Source organism: Flavobacterium limicola (genome assembly GCF_003634755.1).
Lineage (GTDB): Bacteria > Bacteroidota > Bacteroidia > Flavobacteriales > Flavobacteriaceae > Flavobacterium > Flavobacterium limicola.
In genome coordinates, this window is record NZ_RBXA01000004.1 from 28429 (window position 1) to 52248 (window position 23820).

The 23820-nt window shown below is 34.5% G+C and carries 28 protein-coding genes and 3 tRNA genes; 12 read left to right on the forward strand and 19 right to left on the reverse strand.

Annotated features, from left to right (window positions below):
• Nucleotides 1-70: 70 nt before the first annotated feature.
• The 5 genes from BC952_RS12670 to BC952_RS12690 all read right to left on the reverse strand — a co-directional run bounded on the left by BC952_RS12670 (nt 71) and on the right by BC952_RS12690 (nt 3961).
• The gene (locus BC952_RS12670) at nt 71-1285 is read right to left on the reverse strand and encodes an ABC transporter permease (protein ID WP_121366011.1); all 1215 of its coding nucleotides are present in this window, start codon (nt 1283-1285) and stop codon (nt 71-73) included.
• On the reverse strand, nt 1282-2028 hold the full coding sequence (locus BC952_RS12675; protein WP_121366012.1) for an outer membrane lipoprotein-sorting protein: 747 nt from the start codon (nt 2026-2028) through the stop codon (nt 1282-1284). Before BC952_RS12675 ends, BC952_RS12670 begins: the two co-directional genes overlap by 4 nt.
• Before the next feature lie 332 nt (nt 2029-2360).
• Nucleotides 2361-2768, reverse strand: a complete 408-nt coding sequence (uraH, locus tag BC952_RS12680) for a hydroxyisourate hydrolase (RefSeq protein WP_121366013.1) — start codon at nt 2766-2768, stop codon at nt 2361-2363.
• A gap of 17 nt (nt 2769-2785) precedes the next feature.
• Nucleotides 2786-3328, reverse strand: coding sequence for a heme-binding protein (locus BC952_RS12685; RefSeq protein WP_121366014.1), 543 nt, complete (start codon nt 3326-3328; stop codon nt 2786-2788).
• Nucleotides 3329-3391: 63 nt separating this feature from the next.
• Entirely contained in the window at nt 3392-3961 is a 570-nt protein-coding gene (locus BC952_RS12690; protein ID WP_121366015.1) for a Crp/Fnr family transcriptional regulator, read from the reverse strand.
• A gap of 346 nt (nt 3962-4307) precedes the next feature.
• Here BC952_RS12690 and BC952_RS12695 point away from each other — a divergent pair, with 346 nt between their 5' ends.
• Complete coding sequence (locus BC952_RS12695; protein WP_121366016.1) at nt 4308-4685, forward strand: hypothetical protein; 378 nt, start codon at nt 4308-4310, stop codon at nt 4683-4685.
• A 112-nt stretch (nt 4686-4797) separates the two neighbouring features.
• Here BC952_RS12695 and BC952_RS12700 read toward each other — a convergent pair whose 3' ends face one another.
• Both BC952_RS12700 and BC952_RS15185 read right to left on the reverse strand, forming a co-directional pair.
• Nucleotides 4798-5061 (reverse strand): DoxX family protein, encoded by a 264-nt coding sequence (locus BC952_RS12700; protein WP_341866854.1) that lies wholly within the window; start codon nt 5059-5061, stop codon nt 4798-4800.
• Nucleotides 5062-5094: 33 nt separating this feature from the next.
• Nucleotides 5095-5229 (reverse strand): hypothetical protein, encoded by a 135-nt coding sequence (locus BC952_RS15185; protein ID WP_341866855.1) that lies wholly within the window; start codon nt 5227-5229, stop codon nt 5095-5097.
• Nucleotides 5230-5430: 201 nt separating this feature from the next.
• Between BC952_RS15185 and BC952_RS12705 the strand changes: the two genes are divergently transcribed.
• The gene (locus BC952_RS12705) at nt 5431-6285 is read left to right on the forward strand and encodes an alpha/beta hydrolase (RefSeq protein WP_341866856.1); all 855 of its coding nucleotides are present in this window, start codon (nt 5431-5433) and stop codon (nt 6283-6285) included.
• 72 nt (nt 6286-6357) lie between these two features.
• Here the strand turns inward: BC952_RS12705 and BC952_RS12710 are convergent, their stop codons facing one another.
• The 6 genes from BC952_RS12710 to BC952_RS12735 all read right to left on the reverse strand — a co-directional run bounded on the left by BC952_RS12710 (nt 6358) and on the right by BC952_RS12735 (nt 11331).
• On the reverse strand, nt 6358-6771 hold the full coding sequence (locus tag BC952_RS12710) for a DoxX family protein (protein ID WP_121366017.1): 414 nt from the start codon (nt 6769-6771) through the stop codon (nt 6358-6360).
• Between the two features lie 134 nt (nt 6772-6905).
• On the reverse strand, nt 6906-7241 hold the full coding sequence (locus BC952_RS12715) for a ribosomal maturation YjgA family protein (RefSeq protein ID WP_208639989.1): 336 nt from the start codon (nt 7239-7241) through the stop codon (nt 6906-6908).
• Nucleotides 7242-7426: 185 nt separating this feature from the next.
• Complete coding sequence (locus BC952_RS12720) at nt 7427-8341, reverse strand: helix-turn-helix domain-containing protein (protein WP_121366018.1); 915 nt, start codon at nt 8339-8341, stop codon at nt 7427-7429.
• 54 nt (nt 8342-8395) lie between these two features.
• Complete coding sequence (locus tag BC952_RS12725; protein ID WP_121366019.1) at nt 8396-9433, reverse strand: aldo/keto reductase; 1038 nt, start codon at nt 9431-9433, stop codon at nt 8396-8398.
• Nucleotides 9434-9708: 275 nt separating this feature from the next.
• The gene (locus BC952_RS12730; RefSeq protein WP_121366020.1) at nt 9709-10236 is read right to left on the reverse strand and encodes a hypothetical protein; all 528 of its coding nucleotides are present in this window, start codon (nt 10234-10236) and stop codon (nt 9709-9711) included.
• A 156-nt stretch (nt 10237-10392) separates the two neighbouring features.
• Nucleotides 10393-11331, reverse strand: a complete 939-nt coding sequence (locus BC952_RS12735) for a 5'-nucleotidase (RefSeq protein WP_121366021.1) — start codon at nt 11329-11331, stop codon at nt 10393-10395.
• A 531-nt stretch (nt 11332-11862) separates the two neighbouring features.
• Between BC952_RS12735 and tgt the strand changes: the two genes are divergently transcribed.
• From tgt to dnaB, 5 genes are all read left to right on the forward strand, one after another.
• Complete coding sequence (gene tgt / locus BC952_RS12740; protein ID WP_091171344.1) at nt 11863-12993, forward strand: tRNA guanosine(34) transglycosylase Tgt; 1131 nt, start codon at nt 11863-11865, stop codon at nt 12991-12993.
• Nucleotides 12994-13068: 75 nt separating this feature from the next.
• Entirely contained in the window at nt 13069-14157 is a 1089-nt protein-coding gene (locus BC952_RS12745) for an LptF/LptG family permease (protein WP_121366022.1), read from the forward strand.
• Nucleotides 14144-15031 carry a DMT family transporter gene (locus BC952_RS12750; protein ID WP_121366023.1) on the forward strand — a complete coding sequence of 296 codons (888 nt, stop codon included), beginning with the start codon at nt 14144-14146 and terminating at the stop codon, nt 15029-15031. Before BC952_RS12745 ends, BC952_RS12750 begins: the two co-directional genes overlap by 14 nt.
• A 115-nt stretch (nt 15032-15146) precedes the next feature.
• Entirely contained in the window at nt 15147-16100 is a 954-nt protein-coding gene (locus BC952_RS12755; RefSeq protein ID WP_091171356.1) for an acetyl-CoA carboxylase carboxyltransferase subunit alpha, read from the forward strand.
• A 151-nt stretch (nt 16101-16251) separates the two neighbouring features.
• Nucleotides 16252-17796, forward strand: coding sequence for a replicative DNA helicase (gene dnaB, locus BC952_RS12760; protein ID WP_091171360.1), 1545 nt, complete (start codon nt 16252-16254; stop codon nt 17794-17796).
• Between the two features lie 334 nt (nt 17797-18130).
• Here dnaB and bamM read toward each other — a convergent pair whose 3' ends face one another.
• A complete protein-coding gene (gene bamM / locus BC952_RS12765; protein ID WP_121366182.1) occupies nt 18131-19099 on the reverse strand; it encodes a BamM family beta-barrel-assembly machinery protein in 969 nt (322 codons plus the stop codon).
• Nucleotides 19100-19178: 79 nt separating this feature from the next.
• Here bamM and BC952_RS12770 point away from each other — a divergent pair, with 79 nt between their 5' ends.
• Complete coding sequence (locus BC952_RS12770; RefSeq protein WP_091171364.1) at nt 19179-19568, forward strand: RNA-binding S4 domain-containing protein; 390 nt, start codon at nt 19179-19181, stop codon at nt 19566-19568.
• Nucleotides 19569-19637: 69 nt separating this feature from the next.
• The gene (locus BC952_RS12775; protein ID WP_121366024.1) at nt 19638-20138 is read left to right on the forward strand and encodes a phosphoribosyltransferase family protein; all 501 of its coding nucleotides are present in this window, start codon (nt 19638-19640) and stop codon (nt 20136-20138) included.
• Here BC952_RS12775 and BC952_RS12780 read toward each other — a convergent pair.
• A complete protein-coding gene (locus BC952_RS12780; protein ID WP_121366025.1) occupies nt 20130-20648 on the reverse strand; it encodes a shikimate kinase in 519 nt (172 codons plus the stop codon). The two genes, BC952_RS12775 and BC952_RS12780, sit on opposite strands and share 9 nt — an antisense overlap.
• Nucleotides 20649-20774: 126 nt before the next feature.
• On the opposite strand from BC952_RS12780, the gene BC952_RS12785 reads away from it, so the two are divergent.
• The 3 genes from BC952_RS12785 to BC952_RS12795 all read left to right on the forward strand — a co-directional run bounded on the left by BC952_RS12785 (nt 20775) and on the right by BC952_RS12795 (nt 21084).
• A tRNA-Lys gene (locus BC952_RS12785) sits at nt 20775-20847 on the forward strand.
• Between the two features lie 39 nt (nt 20848-20886).
• Nucleotides 20887-20959: transfer RNA gene (locus tag BC952_RS12790), tRNA-Lys, on the forward strand.
• A 42-nt stretch (nt 20960-21001) separates the two neighbouring features.
• A tRNA-Leu gene (locus BC952_RS12795) sits at nt 21002-21084 on the forward strand.
• A gap of 557 nt (nt 21085-21641) precedes the next feature.
• Here the strand turns inward: BC952_RS12795 and BC952_RS12800 are convergent.
• From BC952_RS12800 to BC952_RS12815, 4 genes are all read right to left on the reverse strand, one after another.
• Nucleotides 21642-22175 (reverse strand): DUF4252 domain-containing protein, encoded by a 534-nt coding sequence (locus BC952_RS12800; protein WP_121366026.1) that lies wholly within the window; start codon nt 22173-22175, stop codon nt 21642-21644.
• Nucleotide 22176: 1 nt separating this feature from the next.
• Entirely contained in the window at nt 22177-22752 is a 576-nt protein-coding gene (locus BC952_RS12805; protein ID WP_244200154.1) for a DUF4252 domain-containing protein, read from the reverse strand.
• Nucleotides 22753-22815: 63 nt separating this feature from the next.
• Entirely contained in the window at nt 22816-23289 is a 474-nt protein-coding gene (locus BC952_RS12810; RefSeq protein WP_121366027.1) for a hypothetical protein, read from the reverse strand.
• Entirely contained in the window at nt 23276-23785 is a 510-nt protein-coding gene (locus BC952_RS12815) for an RNA polymerase sigma factor (protein WP_121366028.1), read from the reverse strand. The genes BC952_RS12810 and BC952_RS12815 overlap by 14 nt, the downstream gene beginning before the upstream one ends.
• Nucleotides 23786-23820: the final 35 nt, after the last annotated feature.

The following is a 23820-nucleotide window of genomic DNA, read 5'->3' on the forward strand; positions in this document are numbered from 1 at the left end:
ATATTAAAAAATTAGTGTGAATTGATGGGATTCGTGGCTCACTTTTTTTAAATTAGAAAGAAAGAGCACCTTACTTTTTCATTGCATTCACAGGATCCAAACCGTGAATGTGCCAAAGCGGATATACACCAATCAGCACTGCCATTCCCAAGACAATTAGCGATTGGGTTATAAAAATATTCGGATCAACGTTAGTGGGAAAGAGTGCTTCAAAACCAAATTGTTCATACGCTTTTGCTAATTCTCCCCCAAAACGGATTGGCTTTTCTTGTAAATAAAGTACTAATGGCAGACTCATCAAGATGCCTAACAGGACTCCAAAAAAAGTAATCAGTACCGTTTCACCAAATAATATCAGTTGCAATTTGGATTTTTTCATCCCGATAGCAATCAGCATTCCAAACTCATATTTGCGCTCTGCCGTCATCATTAATACCGTTCCAAAAAGTCCGAAGCCAATGATGAGGTATAAAATTCCTGAAAAGATGTAAAACGAAAAACCATCGGCTTTGATATGGTTCGCAACATCAGGTATCAGTTCCTGCCAAGGCATTACTTCGTATTGTTGTCCAATTATTGCTTTTATGTTTTGAGCGATAGCATCCGTATTTTCAGGGTCATCAATCCCTATTGAAACAGAAGTAAGTCTGTTTTCAGCACTCAAAAAAGATTGGGTTGCAGTCAAAGGCAAATACACAAAAGCTGCATTCATTTCTGGAGAGGCCAAATGAATAATTCCTTTTATTTTATATTTTCCTGCAGCCATAACGCCATGAAAACCCTGACCAAAAAGCACAATCGTATCACTTACACTAACCTCCAGCCGTTTAGCCAAACCTTCCGCAATAAGAACTGTTGCCTCATTGTTTTCGAAATAACTTCCTTTTATTAGTTTGCTTTTTAATTGAGTGAGCTTGTTTTCTCTTACGGCATCAGTTCCCACGAGCAGACATCCTTTGGTTGTATTTCCTTTGGAAGCCAAAACAAAAGTTTCTAATCGAGGAACAATTGCAGTTATTTGATGGTTTTGTTGCAGTTGATTATTTAATTCTTTTTTTAGTTCAAAGCTATTGTCCAGAATTTGTTCGTCCCAATAGCCTTTTTGGTGAATTTGAACATAACCGGAATAGTATCCTACGACATTTTTAATCAAATTATTAAAAACCCCATCCTGAAATGATTTCATCAAAACGGCAAATAAAACCGCAAACGCTATGGAAGCCATCGTGATTAGCGTGCGTCGGCTGTTGCGCCAAAGGTTTCTCCAAATTAATTTCAGAATCATTTTACTTTGGTTATGTTTTGGATGTTGAAGAATGAATCATCCATTGGCGTATCAAAAACAAGTGAATTATAAAGCAATACTGTTTTATTGCCTTTTTTGTTAGCAGGAACCATTTCCATTCTTGCGGGTAATAAGCGACCTCCCAGCATTTTGATATCGGTGCAATGCATCGTGTTTATGAGCACACCATCTTCGTCATAGTACTCAACATGCAGCATCATAAAATCTTTTTTGTCTATCGCCATGATTATTTTGCCCCAAACTACTGCTGCTTTGGGTTTGGGCAGCAGTTGGATTTTATAACAAGTTCTTGCGTCAATAGTGACTTCTGCTAGAAACGAATGGTTGTAATCTTCCAGAATAGAAGCTTCCTTGACCAAATCATCATTTGTAAAATCCGTCCCCATCCAACTCTGGCTCATCATCGAAGGCGGCATTTTGATGTTTCTTTCTATGGAAGGAATCCAGTTCCAAACTTCTTTTTTTCGCTTTAAATAGACTACGCCTTTTTCTTTGGCTGGAGCCAAAACCAAAATCAAAGTCAAATCATTTCCTTTTGTCCATCCTTTCACACTCATTTCCCGAGTCCATCCAGGACGAATTGTTTGAATCGTGATGGTAGCCATAGAGGTTTTTCCTTTTGCTTTTTCGTCTGCTTTTTTCACAATTTCTCTTGCCTCTTGCGCAAAAGCAAAAGGGAGAATCAATAAATGAAAAAAAAATAGGAAGAATATCTTTTTCATACCTTCGATTTTAATAATTAGGTTGATTTAGCCCAATCGTGAAAATAAGCAGGTTTCGATAAATAAAGATAAAAGGGGCGGTAATACAAATCTTAATCATAAGCACTTTTGAAATGATTTTAAAATTAAAATAAGAGTGCTAAAGCGGCTTGATTTAAACCTAAACCAAAGATAATAAAATATAAACAATTTAATTAAAATAATTGATAATCAGATATTTATAATTATTTTAATAGTTAAAATTTATCAAAAAAAACCCTCATCTGCCCTAAAAAATAGTGAGGCGGGATGAGGTTTTTTTGAACAATATTACTAAAATTTTCGATTAATAATTAATTTCCACGGTACGTTGCATATCCATAGCTGGAAAGCGTAATGGGAACGTGATAATGGTTAGTATCTTTAATTTGGAAAACAACTTCAATAAAAGGATAAAAACTGTCTGTCTTTTTGCTTTTAAAATAGTCTGCTACCAAGAATCTAAGTTTATAAATTCCTTTTTTTGTTTCTTTATAATTCAGAAAATCGGTAATTCTACCATTTTTATCCGTTGTTTTTTCATCCACATACGACCATATTTTAGTTATTTCATCGAATTTTTCTAATGTAACCGGTACGTCACTTGCTGGAGCTCCGCTGGATATGTCTAAAATATGGCTGGACAATTGGTATGTATTGTTTTGTGAATATGATACTGTTGCTAAAGCCGTAAAAAGTAAACTAAAAAGTAAATGTTTCATTTTGTTTGTTTTTAAAATTAATGAGTTGTGATTTGTGCGTCTATAATTTCTCCTGATTTAGCGATTATATCATCGTTTTCAGGACTTCCTCCACCAGCGATACCAATACTTCCAATAACTTTCCCGCTGTACCAAAGCGGATATCCACCAGCTAAAAGTAATAGTTCCGGGAGCGTGGCTAAATTTTGTGTGTCCGGATTTGATCTTGCATTTCTGGATAAGAGCAACGTAGGGGTTTTAGTGGATAAGGCCGTGTAGGCTTTTCTTCTGGCCGCTTCCGTATTGTGCGGCCCCACTTCGTCGCCTCGAGTGAGTATGATGATTTGCCCCGATGCATCTAATACTGCGATGGTGACATTTTTACCCAATGCTATGGCTGCTGCTCGTGCTTGTTCTGTTATATGAAATGCAGTTTTGAGCGTCAGTTGTTGGGATGGTGTGGTATAATTTCCCTCCGTTCTTGCATTTGAATTGTTTATAACATCAGTTTTTTTACTGTTGATTTGTGCCAATGAAAATAAAGGAATGAGCAGTACTAAAAGATAAGAGTTGAATTTCATGATTAATTTTTTTTACAAAATTAAAAATGAAGTACGTCAAAAAGCTTGTCCTATGTCAACGTTTTAGAGTTTGGATTTTATTCTGCTTAAGGTCGAAGGAGAAATTCCTAAATAAGATGCTGCCATTTTATTAGAAACGCGTAATAAAAAATGAGGTTGGTGGGTAATAATCCATTTTACTTTTTCCAAAGCATCAAATCCCTGAAAACCGTAGATGCGTTTTTGCGCCGTTATGAAACCTAACTCGAGAATCTCTCTGTAGATTAACGCAAATTGAGGCATTGTTTCTACGAGCTGATAAAAGTCAGTTCTGGAAATTGCCAGTAATTCTGATTTTTCTATCGTTTGTAAATATTCGAATGCAGGCTGCTGATCGATAAAACTGGGTAAAGCCGTTCCAAAACCACCTTCAAAAGCAAAAAATCTTGAAGTTTCTGTTCCTTCTTTATTGATTGTAAAAAGCCTGATGCAACCTTTGTTTACAAAATAATACTGCTGGCAAATTTCCTCATAACGCACTAAAATTTCATTGCGTTTTGTCTTCAACGGTTTAAAATTAGAACAAATGAAATCCATTTCTTTGTCATTAATTTGCGTTCTGCTACTGATATACTTTTTCAGCAATTCGTACATCTTATTGTGATTTAGGCTTTTTTTGGAAAGTAAATGTACAAACAAATAATTGTAGACAAAAGAAACAGAATCACATAACCATAATTGACAAAATAGGTGAACTGTAATTTATTGGATGTCAGTTAATTTTAAAAATATAAAAATAAGAGTGCTAACAAATTTTTATTAAAACATTTTGTTATTTAATGTATTTGTAATCAGTATTTTATATTAATGAATTATTAAAGAATAACTGCCATTGTTTAAATAAAATTTCCTATTTTTAAAAGAAAAAGTATTTAGCCTCTCGCGGCATGCTTTTTGACGCTTTTTATAAAAGAAGTATTAATAAAATAAATATATTATAATGTCAGAAAAAGGTAAAAAACAATTTGGAGTTTGGATGGATTCACATCATGCAACTATTGTAGGAAGAGAAAATGTAGATTCAGGTGAGTTCGTAATATTAGGTCACGAAAAAGTTGACGGGCAAGGTGGTAACTCAAACGAAAATGCGGCTAACAATGCTGAAAGAGATTCATTGCATAAATTATTCAAAAGCATTACTGCTCACATGCAAAATGTAGATGAATTACACGTAACAGGTCCTGGAACTGCTCAAGAACAATTTATTAAATATTTGAGTGAGACTCCACAATATAAAAATGTAGAGACTAAAGAAAGTACTTCTAATAAAATGAGCGATGAAAGTTTAATTGAATATGTGGCTTCACAATTCAACTAATCTTTCTGAGATAAATTATGATAGGCTGTCCGTAAGGGCAGCCTATTTTGTTGGGTACAGTACCGTTTTGAAATTTAAAAGAAAAATATACTAGCCTTCCTTGCTCAATTTTTTATTTTTTTCTCCAAGAATGCCAAGCGCCAGTTGACCATAATGCTACTAGAATGAGAAGTGGTTGAAGTGGAAGTCTAAGCCATCTGGCTAGTTCTGTATTGAGTCCGAAAGCATTTCTATGTTCGACCAACTGCGCAATATTTCCCGGAAAGACAAGGACAAAAAAAGTAGCTACAATCCATCCAACCTGGATGCGATACTTAAATAATAGAATTAGGGATAAACCCAAAACAATTTCGACTACTCCAGAAAGCAGAACCACTAAATCGGCGTTTACAGGAACCCATGGTGGAAATTACGCTAAAAATTCTATTCGACTCCAAGTAAGATGACTAATTCCAGCAGTTGTAAGGAATAGTCCTAAAATATTCCGACTGATGTTTTGAGTTAAAGTCATTTTCTCGAGATTTTGAGCATTTGTAGTGTTCATTTGTATTTAATTTTTTTTAAAATAGTAGAAATAGATGCTGGGATTTTTGATAAAAGAAAAATTTCAGCAGCATTAATAAACGAAAATTTCATAGTAAATATAGGCGTATTAAAGGATATGAAAAACGTTTTACTTAAGAAAACTACCTTTTAAAGCTAAATTAACTTTCTTGATTTTTTAAAATCTTATATTCGTAAAAAAATGAATATGCGTTTCTCCTTTTTCATCATCGTCTTATTGAATGCTTTTCTTTTGGTCAACTGCGGTTCAAAAAAAAATACTGATATTTCGTACCTCAATTCTACCGAAAAAAATACGGCAAAACCACCACAATTGAATGTTTTTGTTCCCCGAAAATCAAGTTTGACGCCGGTTCCCATTATAATTTTTGTTCACGGAGGAAATTGGAACAGCGGTCGGAAAGGCACTTATGATTTGTTGGGTAGAAATTTTGCCAGCAAAGGTGTGATTACAGTTATCCCGGATTATACGTTGAGTCCTGAGGCTTCTTATGATGATATGGCACGGCAAATTGTGTCTGTAATTCAATGGACAAAAAAAAATATCAGTCAGTACAATGGTAATCCCAATTCGATTTATATCACGGGTCATTCGGCAGGCGGGCATCTTGGAGCTTTGGCAGTCATGAATCCGAAATATGGAATTGATTCTGGAACTATTGCCGGAATTATCCTGAATGATGCGGCAGGATTGGATATGAAAAATTATTTAGAGGGAAATCCACCAACTGAAAAAGATGATTATTTAGCAACTTGGACCTCAAATCCAGAGCAATGGAAAGATGCTTCGCCCATTTATTTTTTAAATAAAAAAACGCCACCTTTTTTAATTTATGTTGGAGACAAAACATATAATTCTATTAAAATTGCCAACAGCCGTTTTGTAACTGCTTTGCAACCTTTCCAACCCGATGTGACACCAATACGGTTGAATAAAAAGCACGTACCAATGGTGCTTCAGTATTTCTCGCCTTGGAGTAATCGTTTTGATGAAATTATTGCTTTTATGAAGTTGCACAATAAGAAAAAACCTTAACCATACTGATAGGAGCAGCATGATTAAGGTTTTGATATTTAAATCCTAAGAATAAGAAGAATTGGAGTAAGCTTATTTTTTCAAAATCGCATCAACAGAATATTTACCACTTCCCAATAAAAACAATGCACAATAGGATAGTAAATACAATAATGCAGATTCCATAGTTCCTAAATCATCATTGATGTGAACAATAAATACGGCAACCGCCATGGTTATAATAAGTGGAATCAATGCCAGTCTGGTCCATAATCCAATTACTATTAATACGGAGCACAAAACTTCGGCAAAAACGGTCAATGCTAATGATGCCGGAACTCCAATACCTATTGGATCACCAAATTCCATGTTGCCATCCATTAACTTCATCAGTTTTGGAATACCATGACTCAACATTAATAAACCAAATGTTAATCGTAAAATAAGCGAAGCCCAATCTGTTGCATTAGCGGACCATAAACTTGAGGAAAATAATTTTCGAATCATATTTTTTAAGTTTTTAAAATCGTGTTCAGACAAACATAAGAATTTTTTACAAGAGTTTGCTGTATGAAATACCGTATTTTAGAGAAAGTTACATCTGGTTATGGGTTTTATTCTTTCGTTTTAAACGGAGTGTTTCAATGCCAATTGCGGTCAAAATTCCAAGAACGTAGGCAGGCAAATGAATTCCCGAGCACAACTCTTGCAATTTTAGAATGTTGAAGTCCCAGTTTTTCCACCATATTGAAATACTGCGCGATTTCGATCCCGAATGAAAAAACCAACACAAGACTTGCGGCTATTAAAACCGAGACTTTTACAAAGGATTTCACAAAACAATAGAGTAAAATAACCACTAAAAAATCTCCGAAATAAGGTCTTATAAAGTCATCATGAACATACATGGCAATGGCGATTTCTGTCAGGAAAAGTAAAATTGTTAGTATAAAATAGTTGCGGTTGAATTGAAACATTTTGGTGGTGTAATTATTTAGGATTTTACTTCTTAGAGCATTCGTTTTTGTTGTTCACTAATTTGTATCGTTTTTTCAATACTGATTTTTGTATTTCATCATTGGAAATTGTCTGTTTTTTATGTTCAGTAAGACAAAAGTATTCCTGAACATGAAAATAATTTTCGGTTCGTAACCTTAATACTTTAATTAAATGTTTGTCTGTACTCCATTGGTGTCAAATTGGTTTTACTCTTGAATAGTTTGCTAAAAGACTGAGGATACTCAAAACCTAATTGGTAGGCAATTTCACTTACTGTCAGGCTTGTAGTTGTTAAAACTTCTTTCGCTTTTTCAATAAGCTTCTCGTGTATATGTTGCTGCGTATTTTGCCCTGTCAAGCTTCGCAACATATCGCTTAAATAGGAAGACGAAACATGGAGTTCATTTGCTAATTTTTCAACTGTTGGTATTGGCAAATCTGAATCGAGATTAAAATGTTTGTCTAATATGTTTTCAAAATTGGACAACAAATCGTTAGTGGCCATTTTTCTTGTAATAAATTGCCTGCTATAAAAACGATTGCAATAATTTAAAAGCAGTTCAAGGTTTGAAACAATTACATCTTGGCTAAAATTATCTAATCTTGAACTTATTTCCGTTTGAATATTCTGAACGATTGCTTCAATTATTTTATCTTCTTCGTCTGAAAGATGAAGTGCTTCGTTTACTTCGTATGAAAAATATCCATAGTTTTTAATCGCTTTTCCTAATGGGTATTGCCTTATTAAATCGGGGTGAAATAATAATGACCAACCATCACTGTTTCTATTTTCTTCACTATCTACACTAATTATTTGATTTGGCCCAATAAAAGACATTGTCCCATCGTCAAAATCATACTGATTTTTGCCATATTTTAATATCCCTTTAAAACTTCTTTTTAGTGTTATGTTGTAAAAATCAAATAGTAATTTTCCATTTTGAGAATGATTAGTATTTGATTTTATAGAATGGTCAATAACTGTAATCAATGGATTCAACGGACTTTTCAATCCCATCAAAGAATGTAATGCTGCAACTGAATTCAGTTTTTTTATATGTTGCTCTTTGTTTTTCATAAGTCAAATAAGTAGGCAGTGGTTTTTACTGCCTACTTTGTTATTTTAGTAAAGTTAAGCATTTTGAAAATCAACTCCTGCACTTCTGTCCATTGTCATTATTTCCAAAACATTTCCTGGATATTCAGCAGGCAATTTGCTTACTTCGTTCAGCTGATTTAATTCCTCTGGCGTAAATACAACAGCAACAGATTTTAAGTTATCCTGAAGTTGATGTATTTTGGTTGCACCAATAATAATACTGCTTACTACTGGCTGATGTATCAACCAAGCCAACGCTAATTGCGAAACTGACACTTGTTTTTTCTCAGCCATTGGTGTAAGCACATCCAAAACATCATATGCTCTTTCTTCGTGAAAAGGCGGAAACGGAAAATTATTTAGTCTTCCTTCTTCATTCTGTCCGTTTCTTTTATACTTTCCGGTAAGCAAACCACCACTTAAAGGACTCCAAACCATCATTCCTACTTTTTGGTCTTCTAGCATAGGTATAATTTCACGTTCTGCATCTCTTACATCCAAAGAGTAATTTGCTTGTAACGAAGCAAACCTGTCTAGATGATTGTACTGAGAATAAGCCAAGCCTTTCATTAATTGCCAAGCCATAATATTACTTGCGCCAAAATACCTAATTTTTCCGCTTCGTACTAAATCATCTAATGTTCTGATAGTTTCTTCAATGGGCGTAAGTGGGTCTGCCGTGTGAATTTGGTACAAGTCAATATAATCTGTACCAAGCCTTTTTAAACTTCCTTCAACTTGTTGGATAATGTGCTTTTTTGAAAGCCCCAAGTCGTTTTGGCTTTTGCCCATAGTACCTCTCACTTTTGTTGACAAAACCAAGTCGTCCCTGTTAATTGAAAGGTTTTTGATTGCCTTGCCAATCATAATTTCCGAAAGTCCCTCTGAGTAAATGTTTGCTGTGTCAATAAAATTAACACCTGCTTCGGTTACAATTTTAATTTGTTCATCCACTGCATTTTGATCAAGGTTACCCATATAGCCGAAAAAACCTTTTCCGCCATAGTTCATTGTCCCTAAACAAAGTGTTGAAACTTTCAAACCCGTATTTCCTAAAATTTTGTACTTCATCTTTTTATGTATTAGTGAAGTGCAAAGGTTAGAACTTTATCATATTTGAATGTGTCCAAAATGCAGTTGTTTGTGTTCAAAATGAGGTTTGATTTTTTTTTATTTGCTCACTTTTGTGGGCACAGTTTGCAAAACTGCGTTAACGATTTTGGTATATCAGCGCGGTCTGGGAAACTTGATGCGAAACGATAATTCCAGTAAACTTCAGCTAGCTCAAAATGGCTGTTATGGGTTGTCATTTCTTTTCCACTTTGCATTTATTCATATAATTTCGTCTAAATAAAAAAATCAGTGCGTTCTTTTCTGATTTCTTTTGACACATTTTCAATCAATTCAGCACAATCCAAAACAAATTTGTCATTAACTTCAATTAAAGTCGAGACTTCTGAAACATCACCTTCATCAAAGAAATTTTCTCCAATTAATTTTATTTTGAAAGGTAATGTAGTTGATTTGGCAACTAAAACATTATAACTTTTTCCCTTTCCGTGCTTCAATACGTTAATAGCGCAAGTAAATTCTTCGAAACTATTTTTGAGGTTAATATTACCCGTTTGAACAAGTATTTTTTTTGCTTCTTCAAAACTATTTCTACACGATAAACCTTCTTGTAGCATTGATTCAAATAATGAAAACATTCCAACAGCAATAATTGCTTTTTGTAATTGAATCATTTGAAGATTCTTGACGGCAATTGTTGAACCTCCTGTTTGTAGCTCTTCTATAACTTTAGCACGAGTCTCTGCTAATACGTTTAAAGTAAATGCTGTGCTTCTGTATATTAAGTCGTCAAATAAGTGCATATTTTTTGTTTATAATAACCCATAACGTTATGTCACTTTGAGATGGCTGGAAGTTCGTAACCGCTCAATTTTCGGCTTAATGAAAGTTTGATGCGAAACGATAATTCCACTAAACTCCAGCTAGCTCAAAATGCCTGTTGGCAAATCGGTTTTTTATTATTTGATTTTGTTTTTTTCGTATTTTTTTAATGGAGAGTCGGTTTTGTATAATACTTTTCCAGAAGGCACGACTTTACTTGAGCCTTCAAGATGGGTTTCTTGGTCGTCAAAAAAAATATGAGCTCCAAATGCTTTCAAAACTTTGTCTTTTGATAATCCACCCAAAAAATATGCTTCATCGACATAAACACCCCAATGACGAAGCGTCTTAATTACTCTCATATGACTTGGAGCATTTCTAGCTGTTACAATTGCAATTCTTAGTGGTGTTAATTCTATTGTTGTTGGTAAAAATTCTTGAATTTTAGATAATTTTCTTAACAATTCGGCAAATGGTCCATCGCTTAACGGAATATCTTCATTTTCGGTTTCGTGTTGATGGAAAGCTTCAATACCTTTTTCTTTATAAATCTGTTCGGATTCTTCTGAGAAAACAACAGCATCGGCATCAAACGCAAATTTCACTCTGTCAATCTCGGGAAGATAATCTGTAGGCGGTGCGTAAATTAATGCTGTGGCACAATTTGAAGTGTCACTTATCTTCTGTACTTCAACTTCGTCTTTTGATAAAAATAAATCAATATCAAAAGCATCAATAAATGGAGAAAGTGGTTCGCCTCCCGAAAATGCCCATCTAGTAATAGGAAGATTAAAGTGTTTCATTGATTTTAAAACTCGGACTCCTGTTTCTGGGCTATTTCTAGACATTACGACAACTTCAATAATTTGTTTAGAGGCAATTTCGTTTAACTTTAATAGACTTTTAATTAAAGGAAAAGCTGTTCCTTCTGATAATAATTCATTTTCGTGGTCTAATTGATATTTTCTAAATCCTTCTATATTTTCATTTTTAAAAATTTCATTTTCTACTTCTAAATTGAAAAGAGCTCTAGAAGAAACTCCAACTACTAATATTTTTGAAAAGTCTAATGCCATATTTTCTTGTGATTTCTAATGAGGTTTTTCGGTTTTTCCAAACTGTTTTCCAACTTGTATATAGGCGAAACAAACCTTCTTGTATACACCTTAATATGGGTAGATTTGCGAAGGTTTGTTTCGCTTTATTTATTTTCAAATATATTAAAATTTTCTTACAAATCATTAAAAGGACTTTTTATTAGCTAGATGTTTGTTTGAATAGTAATGGGAAGATTTTAGTTGTTATTACGACTTTTTATGCGTGAGGGATAAAAGTGGAAATCCTTTTATAAAGCGCAGCGAAATAAAAGATTATAACGAATAGCCCGACCTTTTTAGGGCACGCCCAAAACCATTTACTAAACGATACGTATATTTTTGAATGCTATAATTGTCTCATTTTTCTCTTAAAAAGCAGGTATATTTTAGTTGTTATCCTGATAGCTTTCGGGACACTTTTATACTTTAGAAAGTGAAAAACATTTTTTTGATGTAGATTTCAAATTAACCTATCTTTGCCAGCCGAACAATCGGGTGAAATACGTTACTATGAAGTTTGATTTATTAAAAAAAGATCCGCAGTCGAAAGCCAGAGCGGGAAGTATTACTACTGATCACGGGGTGATTGAAACTCCAATTTTTATGCCTGTGGGTACCGTAGCTTCGGTAAAAGGAGTGCATCAACGGGAACTGAAAGAAGACATTAACCCGGATATTATTCTGGGAAATACTTACCACTTATACTTGCGACCACAAACGGAAATCCTGGAGAAAGCCGGTGGTTTGCATAAATTCATGAACTGGGACCGTAATATTTTGACGGATTCTGGTGGGTACCAAGTGTATTCCCTTTCGGCCAACAGAAAAATCAAGGAAGAAGGAGTGAAATTCAAATCGCATATTGATGGTTCGTACCACTTTTTTACGCCAGAGAATGTGATGGAAATTCAACGTACCATTGGTGCTGATATTATCATGGCTTTTGATGAGTGTACGCCGTATCCTTGTGATTACAACTACGCAAAACGCTCCATGAAAATGACGCATCGTTGGTTAGACCGTTGTATCAATCATTTAGATACGCAACCTGTAAAATACGGTTACGATCAAGCTTTTTTCCCAATTGTTCAGGGAAGTTGTTATAAGGATTTGCGTCAGCAATCAGCGGAATATATTGCAAATTCAAATCAAGTAGGAAACGCCATTGGAGGACTTTCAGTAGGGGAACCTGCGGAGGAAATGTACGCGATGACCGAAGTGGTTTGCGAAATTTTACCGGAAGACAAACCGCGTTACTTGATGGGCGTGGGAACTCCGATAAATATTTTGGAAAATATTGCCCTTGGAATCGACATGTTTGACTGTGTTATGCCAACGCGTAACGCCAGAAACGGAATGTTGTTTACCGCAAATGGTACTATCAATATCAAAAATAAAAAGTGGGAAGCTGATTTTTCTCCAATTGACGAAATGGCAATCACTTACGTGGATACAGAATACACGAAAGCGTATTTGCGCCACCTTTTTGCTGCCAATGAATACTTGGGAAAACAAATTGCCACGATACACAATCTTGGTTTTTATATGTGGTTGGTTCGTGAAGCCAGAAAACATATCTTAGCGGGCGATTTCAGACCTTGGAAAGAAATGATGGTGAAAAATATGAGCCAACGTTTGTAAAAAAAATGTTTAAGGTTTAAAGTTTAACGTTCCAGCGCTGACTTTAAACCTTAAACTTTAAACCTAAACAAAAACATGCTAACAATAATAGACAAATACATCCTAAAAAGATATTTAGCCACATTTGCGGTGATGCTATTATTGTTTATCCCCATAGGAATCGTTGTGGATGTATCTGAGAAGATCAATAAAATGCTGGAAAATAAAGTTCCTTTTATGGAAATAGCACTTTATTATTACAACTTTACGGTTTATTTTGCGAATTCTCTTTTCCCGATATTTTTGTTTTTATCGGTGATTTGGTTCACGTCAAAACTGGCGAATGATACGGAGATTATTGCTATTTTAAGTTCGGGAATTTCATTTACACGATTTTTAAGACCCTACATTATTGGCGCTTCCATCGTTTCAGTTTTTGTATTGTTAATGGGTTTCTTTGTCGTTCCGGCGGCTAGTGAGGGTTTTAATAATTTCAGGTACACGTACTTGAAAGGAGGCGGAAAGGAAGCCATGCTCGGTGATAATACGGATGTGTACCGCCAGATTAATGACAATGAGTTTATTTATGTAAACAGTTTTAATGCTGAATCTAAAACGGCTTTTAGTTTCTCCTTAGAGAAATTTAAAAACGAGAAATTAGTCCATAAAATAACGGCCAGCAGAATCAAATGGAATAAAGAGGACAGCACCTACACGATGTATGATTACACAAAAAGAACGGTAGGTGAACTGAATGATAAAATTGAAAAGCTGCCGGAAAAAAAGGCTGTTTTTACTTTTGATTTAGAGGATTTAACCCCAGTAGTATATATTGCGGAAACGTTGAGCTTAGGAAAATTAAATGCTTTTATCGAAAAAGAAAGAGAAAGAGGTTCCTCTAATATCAACGTGTATTTAGTGGTGTTATATAAAAAATATAGTGTACCGGTATCTGCATTTATTCTTACCATTATTGCCGTAGCCGTTTCTTCGATGAAGCGAAGAGGTGGAATGGGAACGAATCTAGCCATTGGAATTGCACTTGCTTTTGCCTTTGTGTTTTTTGATAAAATCTTTGGAGTATTAGCCGAAAAATCCAGTATTCCTCCCATGTTAGCGGTTTGGTTGCCCAATATTGCTTTTGGAATTTTAGCCATTTATTTACTACGAAATGCAAAACGATAATTTAAAAAGTTATTTAAACCTCCATTTGATTGTTTTTATTTGGGGTTTTACCGCCATTTTAGGCGCTTTAATCACCATAACAGCAGATGCTTTGGTTTGGTATCGCATGTTTTTTGCAGCTGTTTTTTTAGCGCTGTTTTTGGTTTTTCAGAAAAAATCGTTTCGAATTCCCTTAAAATCGTTCCTCAAATTGATTTTTGTAGGACTGCTTATTGCCTTACACTGGATCTTTTTTTTCAAAGCCATCCATGTATCAAATGTATCCATCACACTTTCCATTTTCTCGTTAGGTGCTTTTTTCGCATCGTTGTTAGAACCACTTTTTTACGGTCGGAAGGTACTGTGGTACGAAGTCTTTTTTGGACTCATCATCATCGCAGGATTGGCACTGATTATGAAGGTCGAAATCAACTATCTCGAAGGAATGCTGTACGCTTTGGCATCCATCATATTAGGTGTTTTGTTTACGTTGATGAACGGAAAACTGATTGCAGATCACGATCCTTCAGTTATCTCGTTTTATGAATTCTTGGCAGGTGTTATATTTATCACCATTTACTTTTTATTTCAAGGAAAATTTACATTGGACTTTTTCGTATTGACCGCTAACAATTGGATTTTGATCCTGATTTTAGCCTCGGTTTGTACCGCGTATGCTTTTACGGCATCGGTGAAAGTGATGCAAAAACTAACGCCGTATACGGTAATGCTGACTACCAACTTAGAACCAGTTTACGGAATTATTTTGGCGTATTTCATCCTTGGCGGAAAAGAGAAAATGAGTTTTGAATTTTATATTGGTGCACTGATAATAGTAATCACAGTAATCCTAAATGGTGCGATTAAACACTACCAAAAGGGCAAAACAGTTTAAGAATTTCCCGCTTTATTGAAGCAAACTTTTACACATAAATAGAATATTTACCTTTTCGAACGATTTAAAATTTTATATTTGCCGTTCGAAATAAAAACAAAAACGCAAAAATCCTATGGAATATTTAGATTTTGAGCTTCCAATAAAAGAACTAGAAGAACAGTTAGACAAATGTCTCGTTATTGGTCAGGAATCAGATGTTGATGTAACGAATACTTGCAAACAAATCAACAAGAAACTAGAAGAGACTAAAAGGAATATTTATAAAAACCTGACTGCTTGGCAACGCGTTCAGCTTTCCAGACATCCTAGTCGTCCGTATACAATGGATCACGTTCGCGCTTTGTGCGGCGATACTTTTCTGGAACTTTTTGGAGACAGAGGTTTTAAAGACGACAAAGCCATGATTGGTGGTTTAGGAAAAATTGACGGACAATCTTTTATGATTGTGGGTCAACAAAAAGGATTCAATACCAAGACGCGTCAGTTCCGTAATTTCGGAATGGCCAATCCGGAAGGATATAGAAAAGCGTTGCGATTGATGAAAATGGCAGAGAAATTTGGCATTCCTGTTTTGACTTTGATTGATACTCCGGGCGCTTATCCAGGATTAGAAGCAGAGGAACGCGGACAAGGAGAAGCTATTGCCAGAAACATATTTGAAATGATTCGCTTAAAAGTGCCTATTATCACCGTTATTGTTGGTGAAGGAGCTTCTGGTGGCGCATTAGGAATAGGAGTGGGGGACAAAGTATATATGATGGAAAACACTTGGTATTCCGTTATTTCGCCAGAATCATGTTCTTCTATTTTATGGAAAAGCTGGGAATACAAAGAACAGGCTGCTGAGGCTTTGAAATTGACTTCGGCTGATATGAAAAAGCAAAAGTTAGTAGATGATATTATTCCAGAACCGTTAGGTGGAGCACACTACGACAGAGAAACTGCTTTCAAAACCGTAGAGCAATATATTATGAAGGGTTTTAATGAGTTGAAAGACTTATCAACAGAACAATTAATTGCCCAAAGGATGGATAAATACAGCAAAATGGGCGAATACAAAGAGTAAAATCTTACAATTTGATATTTAATCCGTCTCGCGCTAGAACCTAGAACGAGACGGGTTTTTTTTGGGTTATAAACAAAAAATAGTTAGTTATGAACAATTATTTATAACAACTCAACAACCATATTTTTTTAATTTTCGTTACTTTCGCTTTATGGAAAACTTCAGAAATATTAATCCTGTGAAGGTTGATAAAACTACTATTATAAGCCTTGAAAAAGGAAAATTGCAACCGCAGGTTCTCGATTTAGAAGAGGCTGTGCTGGGTGCCATGATGATCGATAAAAAAGGAGTTGATGATGTAATTGACATTTTACAACCTGATGCTTTTTACAAAGAGGCACACAAACATATATTTGAGGCTATCGTGCAACTGTTTACAGAAACGCAGCCTATTGACTTATTAACCGTTTCTGCCCAACTGAAGAAAAATGCAAAATTGGATTTGGCAGGCGGCGATTTTTACTTAATTCAACTTACGCAAAAGATATCATCTTCGGCACACATTGAATTTCACTCCAGAATTATACTTCAAAAATTTATTCAGCGCAGTTTGATTCGGATTTCGACAGAAATTATCGAAGATTCTTATGACGAAACCACTGATGTTTTTGATTTATTAGACAGAGCCGAATCTAAATTATACGAGGTTACACAAGGAAATATCAAACGAAGTTCCGAAACTGCACAAAGTTTAGTATTGCAAGCCAAAAAACGAATTGAGGAAATTGCCGGTCAAGAAGGATTGAGTGGTGTTGCTACTGGTTTTGACAAGTTAGACAAGATTACTTCTGGTTGGCAGCCGAGTGATTTAATTATTATAGCGGCAAGACCTGCAATGGGTAAAACTGCATTCGTATTATCGATGGCCAGAAATATGGCAATTGATTTCGGAATGCCAGTTGCCTTATTTTCTCTGGAGATGGCATCCGTTCAGTTAATCACCCGTTTGATTTCTTCGGAAACAGGTTTGTCATCGGAGAAATTGCGTACCGGAAAATTAGAAAAACACGAATGGGAACAGTTGAGTACTAAAGTTAAAAATTTAGAAAAAGCACCATTATTTATTGACGACACCCCTTCCCTATCGATTTTTGATTTACGGGCCAAAGCCAGACGTTTGGTTTCACAACACGGCATCCGAATCATCATTGTCGATTATTTGCAATTGATGACGGCTGGAGGAAACGGAAAAGGCGGTGGAAATAGAGAGCAGGAAATTTCTACGATTTCCCGAAACTTAAAAGCTTTAGCCAAGGAATTGAACGTCCCTGTAATTGCCCTTTCGCAATTGTCGCGTGCGGTAGAAACCCGTGGATCCAGCAAAAGACCTTTATTATCTGATTTACGTGAATCGGGAGCGATTGAGCAAGATGCCGATATTGTATCTTTTTTATATCGTCCCGAATATTACAAAATTGACGAATGGGATGATGATGAAGCATCACCTACAGCTGGTCAGGCAGAAATAATGATTGCAAAACACCGTAACGGTAGTATTGAAAACGTTCGATTGAAGTTTATTGGACATTTAGGAAAATTTGATAATCTGGAAGATTACAGCGGTGGGTATGATGATTTACCATCCAGCATGAATCAAGATGATAATCCTTTTATTACTAAAAATCTACCATCTGCCAATGATGCTTTTGGAAGTAATTTGAATGATCCTGATGATGACAGCGACGTTCCTTTTTAGAAATACATTACACACAGTATCAGTCTAATCCACTGAATTTTTAACGACTCTATTCTAAAAAAATTCAACTAATTTATCAAACACATAGTGAAAGTATACTTTTTGAATGACATTTTACTTTTAAAATCATTGTTGTTTTCTTTAACTTCTTCTTGTTATAACAGCAGGATTTATAATCTGAATCCAAAAAAACTTATTCGTGGACAATGTAATTACTTACCATGTTTAACTATTGAGTAAGGAAACAATTATCAAGCTACAGATAAAGATTAAAAAAAATTCATAAAAAAACCAGTTCAATTGAACTGGTTTTTTTTATGAATTTTTTATCTATTTAATTACACTTTACTAGATGTCTTTTGACTCTGGCAGGATCAGTAGTATTACCATCACAACTCGGAATATCTGCAAAAGGAATTAATGCACCGTTAGCATCAGTTATTTCTAATTTTGTAGATTTCCCATCACCATCATCATCAACATCTAAAAAATTTGGAATACCATCGCCATCTGTATCATCCGGATTTACAACTCCTGTTGCTAAAATACGCATGTAGTCATCTCCGTTAATATCTTCTTGAAAATTTAGAATGCCATCGCCATCAGAATCTAGTCTGTTGATTTCATATAATTTAAAACTAAAAACTAGAGGAGCGTAGGCCGGAATAGATGCACTTCCTGTATTATAATATCCTAATCCTGAAGGAATAAACATTACACCTGCTCCATAATCTTTATATGAAATTGTACCATCAGCATTAGAAGAATAAGTTCCAGTTTTAAATTCTGGAAAAGTTTCTCCCCATCCTGTTATTGTACCAAGCAAACTAAAGAATTGTTGTGGGTTTTTTACCACTTCAAATTGTGTCGCGGAAAATGTTGTAACTTCAGATACCGTTTGGCGTGATAAATAGTCTCCTTTATAAGCAGCCAAAACAGCATCTGCATTTGAAGGAGAAACTCCAGTTCCTTCTCTTAGAACTAAGTAGTATAATTTATAAGTAATATCGTGAAAACTCACTTCTTTACTTAAAAGCTTAGGAAAAGTTGCGCTATTTAAATATGAAAAAATAGACGGCTGTGTCCCTCCTGTTGGAATTTTAGAAATTTTAGTATCAACATCAGGTGAAACATCTTCTATATAATAGTTTTTTAAATATTCTTCAATATCAGTTAAATCAGTTGCATATTGCACTGCATAGTCTCTTGGTGGTGTGATTTCTGCTGCCGCATCATCCTTTGAACATGAAAATAAAGAGAGGGTTGTAATTGATAAAATAAAATAATACTTAAATTTGTTCATTATAGCTAATTTTTTAAGTGCGCAAGATACAATATTGATTGATTTTTGTAAACTATTTAACTCCGATTTTAGAAAATTTATGAGAATAGATAAATATTTGTGGTGCATGCGGTATTACAAAACCCGAAATATGGTTACTGAAGCCTGCAAAAAAAACCATGTAACAGTAAACGGCCTTGTAGCCAAGCCCTCAAAGGAAGTCTTCCCTACTGATAAAATTACGTTCCGGAAAGACCAAATTACCCAAATCATTACTGTTTTAGACATTCCTGAGAATCGTGTTGGGGCAAAACTCGTTGATATGTATCGAAAAAACGAAACTCCGGCTGAAGCTTATGCACATTTGGAATTACTAAAATTATCCAAAGAACATTACCGCAAAAATGGTACTGGAAGACCAACCAAAAAAGACAGGAGGGATATTGACGAATTTGGAAATGAAATAATTACTGATGGAGATGAAGATTAAAAAAAATAGGATTTAGTCTTTTAATCAAAAACCATAATTATGTATAACATTAAACTATAAATTAAAATAATGAGCAAAAATATCATTTTAACAAATCAGGAAATCGAGCATAAAATAAAAAGGATTGCTTACCAGATCTACGAAACTTTTGTTGATGAAGAAGAAATTGTCATTGCTGGAATTGCAAGTAATGGTTTTACTTTTGCAAAAAAAATAGCGGCAGTACTAGAAACCATTTCTCCGCTAAAGGTTTCGCTTTGCGAAGTTCAAATTAACAAACAAAATCCCCAATTACCTATTCATACCTCTTTATCAAAAGAACAATATACCAATAAAGGTTTGATTCTTGTTGATGACGTATTAAATTCAGGCACCACATTAATCTATGCCGTAAGACATTTCATAGACGTTCCTTTGAAAAAATTCAAAACGGCTGTACTTGTAGATAGAAACCACAAGAAATATCCCGTAAAAGCCGATTTCAAGGGAATATCTCTTTCAACATCATTATTAGAGCATGTACAAGTAGTTTTTGATGAAGATGGAAACAGTTATGCTTATTTAAGCTAAGAGGCTTACAATGTCCAGAACAACCTGATCAATTGTTTTATCATCAACACTCACTTTATACTGTGCCTGATTGTAATAAAAACTTCTTTCGAAGAGGTGCATTGCAATAAACTCTTTCATCTCCTCATCACTTTTGTTGGCGATGAGGGGTCTTTTGCTTTTATTAGCAGACAACCTGCTAAATAAAGTCTCAATTGAAGCTTTAAGATAAATGGAAACAACATTATCTGCTTTTAGCAGCTCATGATTATTGGCATAACAAGGTGTTCCTCCGCCCAAACCTATAATTAATCGCTCCGGCGAATTCAATAATTCAATAAAAACTTCGTGCTCTAACTTTCTAAAAAAAATTTCTCCATGCTTTTCAAAAATGGCATTTATGGACAAATTCACTTTTTCTTCTATCTTTATATCCAAATCCACAAATGGAATTCCGATATTTTTCGACAACTTATTTGCAATAGTGGACTTCCCGCATCCCATATAGCCTAATAATATAATTTTTCTCATGAAATAAAACCTTATAAATTAAGGCGTTAAGATTTATTGTTAAAAAAAGACAAATTTATAATAAAATAGCTTGCAAAACTCCAAATAAAGTCCTTATATTTGCACCCGCATTCAAGGAAAGAATATGACTCGATAGCTCAGTTGGTAGAGCACATCACTTTTAATGATGGGGTCCTGGGTTCGAGCCCCAGTCGGGTCACAATTTTAGTGATCAACACATAATTTTCTTGAAAGCATTGACTCGATAGCTCAGTTGGTAGAGCACATCACTTTTAATGATGGGGTCCTGGGTTCGAGCCCCAGTCGGGTCACAAAAGGTCGAGTAATTTATTACTTGACCTTTTCTTTTTTAAGGCCACGTGGAGAAACGGTAGACTTGCCAGCTTGAGGGGCTGGTGCTCGCAAGGGCGTGTGGGTTCAAATCCCACCGTGGTCACTTTTAAAACAAATAAAATCCTAATAACTTTTAAATAAGTGATTAGGATTTTTTGCTTTTATTATGTATACTATTCTCTATCTTTAATTTTTGTATTCCTTTTAAATATCCCTTTTCATTGAAAAATATTTTGTTTTAGATTCACATTTGTTCATAAAACAAGACAGCACTTCAAATCTTTCTTAAAACGTCGTAAAAAAATCATCAAGAGTATTTAAAAAAAACATACTCATCAAAATTACAACTGACACACCTCCTGTCATCAAGAAAAAAGTGCCAATGTATAAAAATGCTGTGTTATTTCTTTGTCCTAAAGATTTATAATTATGTTTTACTTGTGCTGCGCTTTTCATCTTCGATGCCGAATTAATTTGATAAATAGTTCAAAATCTATTAGGTAGTAAAATTACAAGTATAAAAAAGCTCTTACAATACCCACTTTTAGTGATTTTTTAATGCTGCTATTAAACAAAGAATTCCCTGTAAATTAATTTTTGAACAATAAAAAAGCGTCTTGAAATAACATCAAGACGCTTTTTTATCAAAACTAAGCTCGTTTATTTCATTAACTGCTGTAAGGGCTTCAACTGTTCCAAATCAATATTAGATTGCTGTAAAACGCTCATCATAGTCATAATATTAGTAGGATTCATGTCCTTGCCTAAAATTCGAACAACCGCGAAACCGTTATCTTTTTTATTCGCATAAAAAATGAATTCTTCAATGTGTTCATCCGGACCTACAAAGCTTACCGAAGCACCTTCTTTACCTGAACTAAATTTCATCAGTTGCTGATACTTTTTGTCCTTTAAAATCAAATCAACTTTAGCGCGTTCTGTTTCAAACTCCGTTTTGTTGGTTTCATTCAATTTGAAAGCCAAAACATTCATCTTATCAAACGATTTCAAAGCATCACTTTGTTCTATTGATAATTTTGTTTTATCAACATTCAAAATACTGGGAGAAACATCAAGTACTACAAAATTTTTATTCTCTGAATTTTCCACAAAATACTTTTGCAAACTGGGCTCTGAGTTGCAACTGATCAGGGACAAACTAAACAGTAGCGTAATTCCATAAATTGTTTTCATCTTATTTTTTTCCTTTAGTTGCTTTCTTCAAGTCATCACCACCGGGAATTCTCATTTTGTCGGTAAGAACTGAGATTTCATTCAAATCGAAGTTTCCAGTCAAAGACATTAAAACGGTGTCATCATTTTTAGCACCTTCAATAAACATCAGTAACTCTCTAATTTGAGAATCTGTTGAACCTGATTTTACTAGAATTTTAATATTTCTGCCATTTTCATTCACACGCATCAGCTCTTCTAAACCGGCTGATTTAATGTACTTATCTGCAAGTACTTTCATTTCTCCTTCTACCCGAGTGCTTTTGGTGGTAAAAACTTTTAGATTATCCAGTTTTTTTATTAGACTCATATATTGTTGTGTTTCTTTATCAGAAGCATCTACTTTTACTTTACTCATTAAGTCAAACATTTTTTTATTGACTATAATTGAGGTAACATCGTCTTGTCCGTCAAATTTATCAAATGCCGCTTGCGCAAAAAATGGACTGGAAACGAATACAAATACTAATGTGAGCATTATTTTTTTACTCCAACTTAAATTATTGCTCTTTTTGTTACTATTGATTGTTGATTTCATTTTTTTGTTTTTTAATGTTTATTTAAATTATTTTTTTTATTTTTTACTGTTTATTCAAAGCAATCAAGAACCTCCTGAGTTTTTTTTGGTCTCGATAAAAACTTTTTCTTTTGCAATTTGATATTCTTGAATATACAATACACTTTCTATGCCAACATTTACATTATCTGACAATAGAGACAATGCTTTTTGGGTTGCTCTGAAAGCCTTCTCAGGATCATCATATGTTCCTAAATCCTGACTTTTATTTGCAACATCCAAATTATAATAGGCATAGGTTCCAATTCCCAGCAAAACAACAACCGAAGCTGCAATTGATAACCACGCTACAGTACGTTTTTTAGATTGTAGTGGAATCTCATGCTTAAACTGAGGCTCTTTTGCAAGAGAGAAATAACCAAATAACGGCTTGTATTGTTCCAAATGCTGCGCAACATTTAGTGAAGAAAAATAATTACGTAATTCATTTTCTTCGGCAATACTGGTTTCTCCCTGAAAGTATTTTTCTAATAAATTTTCTATTTTAACTGATTCCATATTTGTGTGTTTCTGTCATATAATCCCGTACCGTTTTCCTTGCTCTTGAGAGTGCCACCCGAATTGCACTCTCCTTCATATCGAGTATTTCAGCAATTTCTTCAAATTCATATTGTTCAATATCCCGCATCTGAATAATTAATCGTTGCTGAACCGGCAATTGATCCATTATTTTTTCGACCCAATTCAAACTATCAAGATCTTCCATTTTCTTCTCTAGTCCCGGCTCCTTATCCTCGTAATTGGTATGGACAATTTTGAGATTTCCAGTTCTTTTGGATTTTAGCTGATCCAAACAATAATTTTTTGTCATTGTCATCGCAAATGCCTCAATACTATTATAACCCGTCAAGTTTCCGTTTTTACTCCATAATTTTACCAAAACTTCCTGAGTAGCATCTTCAGCTTCCTCTGTACTCACAAGCAACCGCTTGGCCAGTCTAAAGACTTTGTCTTTAAAAGGAGTTATAAGAAGAACAAACTCATTTTGGTTCATAAAAATTGGTTTTTAAACTGGTTATATAATCTAGA